This is a genomic window from Arthrobacter silviterrae, assembly GCF_011045165.1.
GTDB lineage: Bacteria > Actinomycetota > Actinomycetes > Actinomycetales > Micrococcaceae > Specibacter > Specibacter silviterrae.
Genome location: NZ_JAAKZI010000001.1, coordinates 206490 through 219901 on the forward strand (window position 1 = coordinate 206490; position 13412 = coordinate 219901).

The 13412-nt window shown below is 67.9% G+C and carries 10 protein-coding genes; 3 read left to right on the top strand and 7 right to left on the bottom strand.

All coding sequences use genetic code 11. The features are described from left to right. Window positions 1-13 precede the first annotated feature (13 nt). From G6N77_RS01015 to G6N77_RS01025, 3 genes are read right to left on the bottom strand one after another with little or no spacing between them, the layout of a single operon-like run. A complete protein-coding gene (locus G6N77_RS01015) occupies window positions 14-1039 on the bottom strand; it encodes a 1-phosphofructokinase family hexose kinase (RefSeq protein WP_165180127.1) in 1026 nt (341 codons plus the stop codon). Further along, a complete protein-coding gene (locus G6N77_RS01020; protein ID WP_306987567.1) occupies window positions 1036-1998 on the bottom strand; it encodes an ROK family protein in 963 nt (320 codons plus the stop codon). The genes G6N77_RS01015 and G6N77_RS01020 overlap by 4 nt, the downstream gene beginning before the upstream one ends. 7 nt (window positions 1999-2005) lie before the next feature. Then, complete coding sequence (locus G6N77_RS01025) at window positions 2006-2917, bottom strand: SIS domain-containing protein (RefSeq protein ID WP_165180128.1); 912 nt, start codon at window positions 2915-2917, stop codon at window positions 2006-2008. Between the two features lie 364 nt (window positions 2918-3281). Between G6N77_RS01025 and G6N77_RS01030 the strand changes: the two genes are divergently transcribed. Continuing rightward, window positions 3282-7877 carry an endo-alpha-N-acetylgalactosaminidase family protein gene (locus G6N77_RS01030; protein WP_205677867.1) on the top strand — a complete coding sequence of 1532 codons (4596 nt, stop codon included), beginning with the start codon at window positions 3282-3284 and terminating at the stop codon, window positions 7875-7877. Window positions 7878-8106: 229 nt separating this feature from the next. Here G6N77_RS01030 and hutI read toward each other — a convergent pair whose 3' ends face one another. Then, window positions 8107-9309: an imidazolonepropionase gene (gene hutI, locus G6N77_RS01035; protein ID WP_165180130.1), complete on the bottom strand. Its 1203-nt coding sequence runs from the start codon at window positions 9307-9309 to the stop codon at window positions 8107-8109. Between the two features lie 134 nt (window positions 9310-9443). Here hutI and G6N77_RS01040 point away from each other — a divergent pair, with 134 nt between their 5' ends. Beyond that, entirely contained in the window at window positions 9444-10085 is a 642-nt protein-coding gene (locus G6N77_RS01040) for a LysE family translocator (protein WP_165180131.1), read from the top strand. A gap of 160 nt (window positions 10086-10245) precedes the next feature. Continuing rightward, window positions 10246-10893, top strand: coding sequence for a LysE family translocator (locus G6N77_RS01045; protein WP_165180132.1), 648 nt, complete (start codon window positions 10246-10248; stop codon window positions 10891-10893). 78 nt (window positions 10894-10971) lie between these two features. On the opposite strand, the gene G6N77_RS01050 is transcribed toward G6N77_RS01045, so the two are convergent. The 3 genes from G6N77_RS01050 to G6N77_RS01060 form a co-directional block, all read right to left on the bottom strand. Then, window positions 10972-11469: a Clp protease N-terminal domain-containing protein gene (locus G6N77_RS01050; protein ID WP_165180133.1), complete on the bottom strand. Its 498-nt coding sequence runs from the start codon at window positions 11467-11469 to the stop codon at window positions 10972-10974. 80 nt (window positions 11470-11549) lie between these two features. Continuing rightward, on the bottom strand, window positions 11550-12692 hold the full coding sequence (locus tag G6N77_RS01055) for an NAD(P)/FAD-dependent oxidoreductase (RefSeq protein WP_165180134.1): 1143 nt from the start codon (window positions 12690-12692) through the stop codon (window positions 11550-11552). A gap of 135 nt (window positions 12693-12827) precedes the next feature. Next, on the bottom strand, window positions 12828-13313 hold the full coding sequence (locus G6N77_RS01060; RefSeq protein WP_165180135.1) for a GNAT family N-acetyltransferase: 486 nt from the start codon (window positions 13311-13313) through the stop codon (window positions 12828-12830). Window positions 13314-13412 lie beyond the last annotated feature (99 nt).

Genomic DNA, 13412 nt, shown 5'->3' on the forward strand with positions numbered 1-13412 from the left:
AAGTCCTTGCGCGTCAGTGGTCGGTGATGATGAGTTGTGCGGCCAGCTCGGCGTGCCGGGGGGAAATTTCCCCGGCACCGGGCATGAGCACGGCGGCGGCGCTCCAGGCCGTGGCGCGGGCCAGGATCTCCCGCAGTTCCGTGACGCCGTTGGCGAGTGCGACGGCGGCCGCGCTCACCGCCGCGTCCCCGGCCCCCGTGGGGTTCCCGGATAGGGGTGCAGGCAGCCTGGCCTGCAGGTAGCCGGGCCGGCCGGCTTCGAAGGCGAGCATGCCCTCCTCCCCCACGCTGACCAGGACGCGCCGGGCGCCCAGGTCCATGAGCTTGCGGGCGGCCGCCACCAGGTCCGTCTCACCCACGGCGTCCATGAGCTCGTGGTTGTTGGGCTTGAGCAGGTCCGCACCTGCCCGCGCCGCGGCGAGGATCCCGGCGCCGGAGGTGTCAATGATGGCGGGGACGCCTGCGTTGTGTGCCAGCGCCACCAGCCCCGGGTAGAAATCCTCCGGCGCCTGCTCCGGGAGGGAGCCTGAGCCCACCAGCACGCCCGGGCGGGCACCGGCGTCGTCCGGGTGAAAGCCGGCCTTGCCACTCCCGTCCGGCAGGGCGCCTGCCAGCTGACGGACGACGGCGGCGCTCAGGGCTTGCCATTCCGCCTCCGTCAGTGCGGGGCCGGCCTCGTTGAAGATGCTGGTCTGCCCGGCCGCAGTGTCCACCAGGGCAATGGTGCGCCGGGTTTCCGCTACCACGGGGACCAGGTGGTGTGCGATGCCCGAAGCGTCGAGATCTGCCCGGAGTTGCGCCCCCGTGGCGCCGCCGGCGGTGGCGATGGCGAGGGTGGGAAAGCCCAGCTGGTGTGCCACGCGGGACACGTTCAGGCCTTTGCCGCCCGCGCGGTGGAGGGGCGCGGGGACGCGGTGCGAGGCGCCGAGTTCCACGCCCGCAACGGTGTACGTGAGGTCGACGGCGGCATTGGGTGTGACTGTCAGCACCAGCGGGCCGGGGGCGTTGAGGCCGGGGCTGTCCAGGCCGGGGGCGTTCATCGCTCCCCCGCCGTCAGCAGGGTGCGGGCCTTGAGTGCGGAGCCGATGAGGCCGGCGTTCTCGCCCAGGGCTGCGTGCAGGTAGGCGGGGCGGGGTTGGAAGGTGAGCAGTGCATCCACCTTGCTGGCCAGCGGCGTGAACAGGGCATCCCCTGCCATGGACAGCCCGCCGCCCAGCACCACGGTGTCGGTGCCCAGCATGGCCACGCACTGGGCCACGCTGAACGCCAGGGCGTCCACCGCCTCGCTCCAGATGCGGCGCGCTGTTTCATCCCCGGCGCCGGCGCGCTTGAGCACCTCGCGGGCGCCATCCACGGGGGTGGAAGTGGCCTCCGTGTAGCGGCGGGCGATGGCGCCGGCCGAGGCCTGGGATTCGAGGATCCGCAGGGTGCCGTCGGCGGCGGGGACCAGGGCATGGCCAATTTCCCCGGCGTAGCCGGCGCCCTGGATGCGGCGTCCGTCGCAGGAAAACGCACCCGCAATGCCTGTTCCGATGACCAGCACGGCCACGTTGGCCTTGCCGGCGGCGGCACCGATCCGGAATTCGGCTTCCCCGGCCATGCCCACGTCGTGGCCAAAGGCCACGGGCAGACCAAGCGCAGCCGTGAGGGTGGCCGTGAACGGGAAGTCCCGCCAGCCGAGGTTGGCTGAATACACCCCCACGCCCGCTGCCTCATCCACGATGCCGGGCACCGTGACGCCCACGGCAGCGATGGCCGTTTCCGGATGGGCCGCCCGATACTGGCCCACCAGTTCCACGATCCGGGCGCACACGGTCTCACCTGACCGGCCGCCGTCGAGCGGGGTGGGGTGGCGCTGGAGGTCTTCGACGTCGTGGTTGGAGATGCCCGGTTCCCCGCGCACCAGGCCCACCTTCATGTCAGTGCCGCCCACGTCAAAGGCCAGCACGGCGCTGGCCGGGACGGTACCCGCCCGGCCCCCGGCCCCCGGTCCCCGCACCAAGGCCTTAGGCCTGCCCGGACAGGATGACGGAGCGGGTCAGGTTGCGCGGCAGGTCGGGGTTCATGCCGCGGGCACGGGCACGTTCCAGGGTGACGCGGTGCACGCGGGCCAGCTCCGCCAGCGGGTGCACGCTGCGGTTGAGGTACAGCGCACCGGTCTTGGCCATGTCCGCATCCAGGCCCTCGGGCTGCTCTCCAAACATCCAGGTGACACGGTTCGGGGCGGCAATGGAGATGGGTCCGTGGCGGTATTCCTTGGCGGGGTAGGATTCCGTCCAGCCCTGCACAGCCTCCCGCATTTTCAGACCGGCCTCATGGGCCAGGCCCACAGTCCAGTTGGTGCCGAGGAAGGTGAACTGCTCGGCGTCGATGAGCTCCTGCTCCACGGGGGCCGTTACGGCCGTCTTGGCGTCCTCGATGGCGGCGGTGAGGTCCACGCCGACGCTGGTGAGCAGGTAGGCCAGGGCGGTGGTGGCGAAGCGGGTCTGCACCACGGACTTCTCATCGGCGTAGGGAAGCTCGACGACGGCGTCGGCCAGCGTCATGATCGGCGAGGTGGTGTCGCCCACCAGTGCCACGGTGCGGATGGTGCCCTTGATGGCCGTCAGGATTTCCAGCACCTCGGTGGTGGTGCCGGAGCGGGTGATCGCAATGACGGCGTCGTAGCCGCGGGCTTCACCGAGGAAGGCCTCCGAGGCGGCGAAGGCATCCGTGACGCCCTTGCCGGCAGTTTCCCGGGCGGCAGCGTAACTTTGTGCCATAAACCAGGAGGTGCCGCAGCCAATCACGGCAACGCGCTCGCCGTCCGCGGGCAGCAGCGTTTCCGTCTGGGCCTGCGCGATGGCCCTGACCCAAACCTCCGGCTGGCTGGTCAGTTCGGCTTCCATGAACGGGCCAAGGGCGGTGTTTTCACTCATGTTCTGCGTACTCCTTGAAGTGGCGGGCCCCGGAGGCAATGGGCGGCCCCGGACTTGCCCGCTAGATGCATTGTATGCTCCCCAGCCTACCATGAAATGATCATTGATGATTAAAACAATAGATAAACAATCATGTTAACGCCATGGGATCGTGAGGAAACACTGCCCCGCAAGCGTCACGGCGCGAAAATCCCGATCTTGTAATCCACGCCACAACCGTGGAATACTCGACGCTGTTATGCATAACAATGCTTCGGGCTGCCACCCGGACCGGCAACCCCGGCCAGGATGGCAGCCCGGGCACCCCGTCCCAGGCAGCAGTCCGGGGCACCCTTGCAATTACCTTCCCGCAAAGGACAACCACGTGAAATCCCCGCAACCCTGCAAGACGACGGCCCCGCCGCCGCATCTTCGCCTGACGCTGCACCGCGCCACCGCCGCCGCGGCCACGCTGGCACTGCTGGCTTCCCTGAGCGTCGGCATTGGGGCCGCCGCCCAGGCCGCCCCGGACAGCTCCGGCGTGCCCATTTCCCCCTCCCAGTACACGCTGATCGGCGCTGATTCCCAGTCCCCCGCCTACCCGGCCCCGCCGGCACTGGACGGGACCGCCGCCGGCGCGTTCGACAACGACTACTCCTCGCAGTGGACGGTGGCCTACACGGTGGTCAACGGCGTGGGCGTGGCCGCCCCGCTGCCCCACTGGATCTCCTGGGACGTGGGCGGCTCCTTCACCCTGACGGGCCTCGACTACTCCGTCAAGAACCAGTCCAACGGCCCCGTCAAGAACTACCAGGTCTTCGCCACGAATGACGCCGCCGTGGCCAACAACCCGGCCGGCAACTGGGGCGCTCCCGTGGCCAAGGGCTCCCTGGTCCAGCCCACCTCCAACACCCAGGTCCAGACCATCCTCTTCGACAGCCCGGTCAAGGCCCGCTACGTAAAGTTTGAGGCGGACAGCACCATCAACGGCAGCAACAATGTCTCCGCCTCGGAGCTGCGCGTCAGGGCCACGGGGGACACCACCCCTGCGCCTGTGCCCCCGGCCCCGCCCGCGGATCCGGCCACGCCCGTCACCATCAGCAATGGCAAGGGGCTGGACGTCGCCGTCGGGAAGGAATTCCCCCAGGTCATCTCCTACTCGCTGGACGGGAAGTCGCTGGCCGGCCAGGCGGACAAGCTCAGCAATTTTTCCCTGAACGGCAAGAACTACGCGGCCACCACCACCATGACGGCCAGCGGGGCCACGGCCACGTACAGTTCAACGTTTGCTGACTTCCCCAACCTGACCATTGAGTCCTCGCTGACCGCCACCGCGGCGAACACCGTGGAATTCGCTGTCACCAAGATTTCCGGCAGCGCCGCGGCCACCGTGGACCAGCTCGCCATCCCCAACCAGTCGCTCGTGTCCGTGGACTCCGGCGACCCGCACTCCCAGCTGGCCCGGACGAAGATCTCCACCGACTCCACCACCACGGCCGACCAGTTCACCGCCGTCACCGCCGCCACCAAGGCGGACAAGTCCGACGTCGGCACCCCCTACGGCTTTGTCAGCAACTCCCAGCTCTCCGCCGGACTGATGACGAACGCCACGGACGATGCCGCCCAGGATTCCGGCACCAACTGGAACACCCGCCTGCAGTCACGGATTATCGACGCCGGCAACGGCGCCAAGCGGGCCGAACTCTCCGTGGGTAACTACACCTACGCAGCCAAGGGCGCCACCGATCCGCGCGTGCAGTTCTACACGCTGCCCAAGACCACAGTGGTGCTTTCCGCGGATGCCAACAATGACGGCAATGTCACGTGGGAGGACGGCGCCATTGCCTACCGCAACGCGATGACCGCACCGGCCGGCGCCGCCCGCGTCCCCGAGCGCGTGGTCCAGCACATCCCGTTCAACTTTGCCTCGCAGGCCACCAACCCCTTCCTGAAGACCCTGGACAACGTCAAGCGGATTTCCCAGTCCACCGACGACCTGGGCCAGTGGGTCCTGGAAAAGGGCTACGCCAATGAAGGCCACGACTCCGGCCACCCGGACTACGGCGGAGACTACAACACCCGGGCCGGCGGCCTCGCGGACCTGAACACGCTCGCCTCCTCCGGCGCCGCGTACAACGCCGACATGGCCGTGCACGTTAACGTCACGGAAGCGTACCCGCAGGCCAAGAGCTTCAGCTCCGGCATGATTTCCGGCCAGGTCAACGGCTGGGACTGGCTGAACCAGTCGTACCACATCGACCAGCGCAACGACCTTGGCACGGGCGCCATCCTGGACCGCTTCGCCGAGCTCCGCAAGGAAGCCCCCGGCATCAAGACCGTCTACATTGACGCCTACTACTCCAGCGGATGGCTCTCTGACCAGCTCGCCACGCAGCTGCACAAGATGGGCTTCGAGGTGGCCACGGAATGGGCGTACAAGTTCGAGGGCAACTCCATCTGGTCGCACTGGGCCAATGACAAGAACTACGGCGGTGCCACGAACAAGGGCATCAACTCCAACATTGTCCGCTTCATTGCCAACACCCAGCGCGATGTCTGGAACACGGACCCGCTGCTGGGCGGCGCGCAGCTGAAGGACTTTGAGGGCTGGACGGGCCAGGACAACTGGAACAACTTCTACAACAACATCTTTGTGAACAACCTGCCCACCAAGTTCATCCAGCACTTTGACGTGACCAACTGGGACTTTGGCAAGTCCGCCACGCTCACTGACGGGGTCGCCATCAAGATGGTCAACGGCCAGCGCCAGATCACCATGGGCAACGCCGTGGTGCTCGACGGCGGCACCTACCTGCTGCCGTGGCAGGACGCCGTGGACAACAGCCAGACCACCTCGCCACTGCACGCCGACAAGATGTACTTCTACTCGGCAGCCGGCGGCACCACCACGTTCACGCTGACCAGCCAGTTCGCGAACAAGCGCAACTTCACGCTGTACAAGCTCACCGACCAGGGCCGCACCAAGGTGGCCGACGTCATCAACAGCAACGGCACCGTGACGCTCACCGGAGACAAGGGCGTCCCGTACATCCTTGCCCCGAACGGCGACCAGCCCGTGAACAAGACCGCCAACTACGGCGACGGCTCCCTGCTGGTTGACCCGGGCTTCAACGCCGGCAACCTCGATGCCTGGAACCCGACCGGCGGCGCCGCCACCGCACGCACAGCGACAGGTGACAATGTTGCGGTGCTGGGGAACTCGGCGTCGTCCATCTCCCAGTCCGTGAAGAAGCTGGAGGCGGGCAAGAAGTACACGCTGAGCGCCAACGTGGAGATCGCCGCGGGCAGCCGCCGCGCCGTCACGCTGGGGGTGGCCGGGACCGGCCTGAGCGCCGCCAACACCTTTGACATCACCCCGCAGCAGAACATGGTGGCGGCCGATGCCAAGCAGGGCACGTACTCGCAGCGGGCCTCGGTGCAGTTCACCGCACCCGTCAACCACAAGGTGGACGTGTCCATCAGCGCCGTGGCCGGTGCCGCGGCCGTGACCTTGGACGACGTGCGCATCATGGAGGACACCACCACGCCGGTGGCCGTGCCTCCGGGCAGCCCGGGCACGCTGGTGGCCAGCGCCAACTTTGAGGGCAACCAGCCCGGCTGGGGCCCGTTTGTGAAGGGCGACGCCGGCGGATCGACAGACCCGCGCACCAGCATCAGCGACCTCCATGCACCGTACACGCAGAAGACCTGGAAGAACACGTACAGCCCGTACAACTCCGGTTCACTGAACGGGCAGGCCGTCGATGACGTGCTGAACGGGGACCACTCGCTGAAGGCGCACGAGGAAAACACCGGCCTGGTGTACCGCACGGTGCCGGCCACGGTGCCGTTCACGGCCGGGCATTCCTATACGGTATCGTTCAAGTACCAGACGAACGTGGCCGGGCAGTGGCAGTGGGTCACGGGCGCGGACACCGTTGCCAACGGCAAACTGACGTCCAAGGACCTCAAGGACGAAACCATGGCCCCGGCCCTGGACACCGCAACGTACTCGCGGACGTTCACGGCAGGCTGCGGCGACAACTGGGTGGGCCTGCGCAAGACCGGCGGGGCCAACGGCACCGACTTCATCCTGGACGACTTCACCGTCACGGACCTCGGCGCCGTCAGCGGCGGCGCCGCCTGCGCTTCCGTGGCAGGGCCCGCCAACGCGGACCTGAATCCCGGCACCACGAACAGCTTCGTGACAACGTTCACCAACAACGAGACCACGGATGCCACGAACGTCGCCATGTCGCTGGGCACGCTGCCCGCCGGCTGGAGCGCCCAGGTGGCCACCGCTGGCGGAAACCTGGTGGGCACCGTCAAGCCGGGCGCCACGGCCACGACCACGTGGATCATCACCACGCCGGCCGGCGCCGCGGGCACAACGGCGGCAATCCACCCTTCGGCAACGTACTTCAATGACTGCGTCACGAAGACAGTGGATTCGGATTCCAACCTGGCCGTCGCCACCCGGGCGATGGTGCCGACATCGAGTATGACGGCGACTGCGGACTCGGAAAACATGACGACTGGACCTGGCGCAGGGCCCGTCGCCAACGTCCTGGACGGCGATGCCAGCACCATCTGGCACACCGAATGGAATCCAACCATCACGAACTACCCGCACTGGGTGCAGCTGGACCTCCACGGTGAATACACCGTCAGCGGCTTCGGCTACCAGGACCGCCAGTCCGGCGGGCAGAATGGCAAGGTGAAGAACTACACCATCTTCACCTCGATGGACGGCGCCACGTGGACCCAGGCGGCCACGGGCAATCTGGTGGACGCGACGGGAATGCAGTTCATCGCGTTCCCGGCTGTCCAGGCCAAGTTTGTGAAGTTCCAAGCCAACAGCGCCCTCAACGGATTGCAGTTCGCTTCGGCCGCCGAGATGCGCGTCTATGGCACCGGCGGCTCCGCGCTGACCGGCTTCGCACCGGCCACGCGCCCGGCAGACACGGCGTGCACACCGTAGCCTGACCCGCTCGTCGAGCCCACAAGGCCCCGGCGGTTGGCTTGTCGAAACCCGGTTTTTACGGAACTCGACAGGCCAACCGCCGGGGCCTTCGCCGTCGAGGTTGGAGATCACCACCTCCCCGGCCGTTGAGGTTGGAGATCACCACCTCCGCCATGGCGGATGAGCGGTGGTTATCTCGAATCTCAACGGGGGGGAGGCGTGGTGATCTCGAATCTCAACGAAGGGGTTAGACGACGACTCCGGCGCGCCACACCTGGTGCGTGAGCGGCATGCCCGGGCGGTACGCCAGATGGGTGGCGGAGGGCGCGTTGAGCATGTGGAGGTCGGCGCGGTGCCCGACGGCGATGGACCCCACCGCCCGCTTTCCGTCCTCGTCGGTGCCCGTTTCGCGGCCCAAGGCCAGCGCGCCGCCCCAGGTCGCCGCCCGGACAGCCTCGTGCACGGAGAGCCCCATCTGCAGCACCGCCGTGGTCACGCAGAACGCAACGGACGAAGTGTAGGAGGTGCCCGGATTGCAGTTGGAGGCAATGGCCAGCTGCACGCCGGCATCCAGCAGCCGCCGAGCGGGGGCCAGGGGCTGGCGCGTGGACAGGTCGCATGCCGGCAGCACCGTGGCAACGGTCCCCCGCTCACCCGCACCGCCGTCCCAGCCGGACCACGACTGCGCCAGGAGGTCAAAGTCGCTGTCCGCCAGAAAGTTCACGTGGTCCACGCTGGCCGCGCCAAACTCCACGGCGAGCGCCGTCCCTGCGCCAGGGCCCAGCTGGTTGCCGTGCACGCGCAGGCCCAGCCCGGCCTCGCGGCACGCCGTAAGCACGGCCCGGGACTGCTCCGGCGTGAACGCGCCGGTCTCGCAAAAAACGTCGGCCCAGGACACATATGGCCGCACAGCGCCCAGCATCTCCCCGCAGACCAGCTCCGTGTAGGCACCGGCGTCCATGCCGGCCGGGACCAGGTGGGCGCCGAGGTAGGTGACCTCGTCGGCCACGGTGGAGGCGATGCGGGCGCTGCGGGCCTCATGCTCCACGTCCAGCCCGTATCCTGTCTTGGTCTCCAGATAGGTGGTGCCCTGCGACGCCGCCTCCGACACCCGGCCCAGCGCCATCCGCGTGAGCTCGTAGTCGCTCGCGGCCCGCGTGGCATTCATGGACACCGCGATCCCGCCGGCGCTGTAGCTCTCCCCGGCCATCCGCGCCTCAAACTCGGCAGTGCGGTCGCCCGCAAAAATCAGGTGCGTGTGCGAGTCCACCCACCCCGGCAGCACGGCCCGGCCCTGCGCGTCGGTGGCGGTGTCGGCGGCGGGCGCGTTCCCGGCGTCGCCAATCCAGGCGATCCGCTCCCCCTCCAGCACCACGGCGGCATTGCGCAGCGTGCCGAGTTCTCCGTCCTGGGTCATCAGTTCGCCGATGTTGGTGATTAGTTCGCTCATGCCCTTAGCGTACGACGGCGGCTGGCCGGCCTGCGCTTGAGTCCGGCGGGCCGCGTCTGGCATCGCAGACAACAAAGCTTTCGCTCGGCTCCCCGTGTTCGCGCGCACCCCGGCGATGCCGGAGAATGGAATCCATGACCCTGGTTTCCCTCATTGGCTTTGCTGGCCTCTGCCTCATGCTGGCCCTCATCCCCGGCCCGGACACCTTCTTGGTACTGCGCATTTCCCTCAGCAATGTCCGCTCTGGAATCGCCGCCGGGCTTGGCTCGGGCACGGGCACGCTGGTCTGGGCCGCCCTGGTGGGCCTGGGCCTGGCCGCCATTTTGGAGCAGTCCGCCGAGGTGTTCCGCTGGATCAAGATTGCCGGCGGGCTTTACCTGCTGTACCTGGGCGTCTCTTCATTTTTGAAGGCCCGCAAGGCCGCCAAGGAAGGCATGGCGGCCGACGGCGGTCAGGAACCGCTGCCGTATTCCAAGCGGGCAGCCTACGGCTCGGGCCTGCTGTCCACCCTGCTCAATCCCAAGGTGGGCCTGTTTTACCTGGCCGTGGTGCCCCAGTTCATCCCGCACAACGGCAACACACTGGGCATGGCGATGATCCTGGGCGTCACCCTGTGCATTATCGGGACGCTGTACCTGACCACCATTGCCATCCTGTCCTACAAGGCCATGAAGTGGCTGCGCAAGCCCAAGGTCAACAAGGCCATTGAGCGCGGCAGCAGCGCCGTGCTGGCAGTGCTGGGCGTGGGCGTGGCTGCCTCCGGGGCCACCAGCTAGACGGGCGCAACGAGCCAGCGCAACGAGCCTTCGAAACGCTGGGGCAACGCTGGGGTAATGCTGACGCAACGGCAGCGCCGCACCGGCGGCCGGGCCCTGCGGCGAACAGCTTGCTGCTCCCCGTTGCACGCGCGACCCGGGGTGCCGGAGAATTGCACCCATGACCATTCTTTCGCTGCTGGCGTTCGCAGGCCTGTGCCTGCTGCTTTCCGTCACGCCCGGGCCGGACACCTTCCTGGTGCTGCGCATTGCCCTGGGCCGTGCCAGTGCGGGTGTCGCCGCCGCGGCGGGTTCCGCAGCAGCTTCCGTGGCCTGGGCCGCCCTGGTGGGCGTGGGGCTCGCGGCCATCGTGGAGCAGTCTGCCGAAGTGTTCCGCTGGGTGAAAATTGCCGGTGGCATCTACCTGGTCTACCTGGGCGTCTCCTCCTTCCTGAAAACCCGGAAGGCCGCGAAGGCGGGCCTGGCGGAAGGGCCCGAGGCACCTGCGCCGGAACGCCCCTACAGCCGCTGGGCCGGCTTTGCGGCGGGCGCCCTGTCCACCCTGCTCAACCCCAAAGTTGGCTTGTTCTACCTTGCCGTGGTGCCCCAGTTCATCCCGCACGGCGGAAACACACTAGCCACGGCCATGGTCCTGGGCGTGCTGGAGGCAGCCATCGCCTTCGCCTACCTCGCAGCCGTGGCCGCCGTCGCGTACAAGGCCATGAAGTGGCTGCGCCGGCCCAAGGTCAAAACCGGCCTGGAACGGGCCAGCAGCGGCATCATCACGGCCCTCGGCGTGGGCGTCATGGTCTCCGGTGCCGCCAGCTGAGCGGGGCTGGAGTTCGGGCTGCCGGCCGCGCAGCCGGCGGCGACCATCTCGGGTAGCTCGGGGCCCATCGTGATCAGCTCAGCCGGGCGTCGGCGGGGTATCGCTGCCTGTTGCCCCGCCTTGACCAGCCGATCGCCCCCGCGTAAGCGCCGCCATTACACGCGTTTGCGCACTGCCCCGATCCGCACCTGCATCGGCCAGCGCCTGATCCAGGCGGTCGCCATGGACACTCAGCACCCCGAACAACAGGTGCTTGATCCCGACGTGTTCCGAATGAAACTCCCGCGAGGCGCGCTGCGCGGCCTTGAGGGCGTCCAAAGCCCCGGGGGTGAACGGGAATGATGCTGAGGTGTCCAGCGGACCAGGGGCGGCGAAACGCATTATCGCCTCACGCACGTCATCGGGCCAGACCCCCAGCACTGTCTGCACCGCGTCCGGTTCAGCGTGCAAAAGCCCCAATAATAGATGCTCGGGACCGATGTACCGGTCACACATAAACCTTGCATTCTCCTGAGCCAGGACCACAACCCGCACAGCCCTGTCGGTGTAGTTGCCAAACTCCGTCGACCGTCCCATGCCCCAAAGCGTAGTCTTCGCGGCGCATCAGCACCACGGCAGGGAGAACAGCCCTCAGAACCCAAGCAACGGAACTGCCGCTATCCCAGCCCCGCACGCTGGGGGCTGAGCGCGCCGGCCAGCCAGCCGTCGTCGTCCGGCAGTGTTCCGGTCAGCAGCCCGGCGGCCAGCGTGGCGAGGGCCGCGGAGGTCTGGATGCCGTAGCCGCCCTGCCCGGCCAGCCAGAAAAGGTTGGGCACGTCCGCGTCGAAGCCCACCACGGGCAGGCCGTCCGCCGGCTGGGTGCGCAGTCCCGTCCAGGACCGTTCGACGCCGGTGATCCCCACCGTGGTGACCTCGCCGATGCGGTGGATGAGCTCGGCGATGTCCTCATCCACCACCTGCGCATCACCTGGCTCAGCGGGGACGGACTCGCAGGGCGAGATGAGCAGGTGGGTGCCGTCGGGGCGGTAGTAGAACGATTCGTCCGCCGGCTCCACCATGGGCCCGGACGGGTCCACCGGGTGTTCCGTGGAAACGATGGCCACGCTGCGCCGGTGCGGCTGCAATCCCCGCGGGCGGGCGCCGAACTGGGCTGCCACCACGTCCGCCCAGGCGCCGGCGGCGTCCACCACGGTCCCGGCCGTGATGGAGTGCCGGCCCGCGGTGACGTGGAAGCGGGTGGGCAGGTCTTCCGCGCCGGCGCCCTCCGCGTCCGTCCCCCCGGCCGGCTCGGAGGCAACCACTTCGACGGCGGTGACAGGCGCACCGGTCAGCACCATGGCGCCCGTGCCGATAGCCTGCCGGCGGTAAAACTCCAGCAGCGCGGGCACGTCCACTTCCATGGCCGTGCCGTCCAGCGCCGACGCCTCAAACGTTTCGGGGCGCAGGTCGGGGCTGCGCTCCATGGTTTCGCTATGCGTGAGCGATTCCAGGTTCGCATTGGCCGCAACCAGGGCGGCCACCTCCGTTTCGGTTCCCAGCGTCAGCATGGCACGCGGCACCATGATGGGCGCAGGGAGCCGTTCGGAGATTCCCTCCACCATGGCAATGCTCCGGCGGGTCAGCTCCTGGATGGCCGCCGGTCCGTAGCTGGGCTGCATCTGGCGGGCCGAGCGCGATGAGGTGTGGTACGCCAATGAACCCTCCGCCTCCACCAGCACCACCGAACGGGACGGGGACAGCCGCCAGGCAAGGGAGAGCCCGGCAACGCCGCCGCCAACTATGAGTACGTCACAATCCATAGCGCCATCGTGGCACAGCAGCGTCCGTGCACAAAAATGGGGCCCCGGATCGATGGCGCAGCAGTTGGACCGAGTCCAGGCAAAAGCGACGATTTCCGTCCAACTACTGCGATCTCCCTTGCGGCGGGACCGTCGCTAGAGTTCCTGGAACATCACGTGCAGGCCCACTAGTCCGTGTTCCGGATGGTCAAAGGCGCCTGGGACCGTCCCGATGATTTGGAAGCCGATTGACTGCCACAAGTGGACGGCCGGCAGGTTGGTCTCAACAACGGCATTGAACTGGATGCCACGGTAGCCCTCGCTGCGCGCCCAGCCGAGCACATACTCGCCCAGGGCCCGTCCCACACCCTGGTCCTGGTGCCGTGGATCCACCAGGAAGGAGGCCGTGGCAATGTGCCCTCCGCGCCCTGGCCGGTTGGGGCCCATTTTGGCCGAGCCGACGATCTCCCCTGCGGCGACGGCCGCCACCGTCTGCCCGGGCGGTTGCTCCATCCACCATGGCCGGGCCTCCTCGAGCCCCTGGCCCTCGGGAAAGGCGTAGCTGCGGCCATCCTTCATGGTGGCACTGTAGAACCCGAAAATGGCGGGCCAGTCCTTGTCCGTGCACTGCCTGATCTCCATGGGTTCCAGCTTAACTGCCCGGTGGGGACTCCCGACGCCCGCGCATAGCCGGAGCACGGGCGGAGTGAGGTGAAGTCAACTGAAGTCAGGCCGGATTCA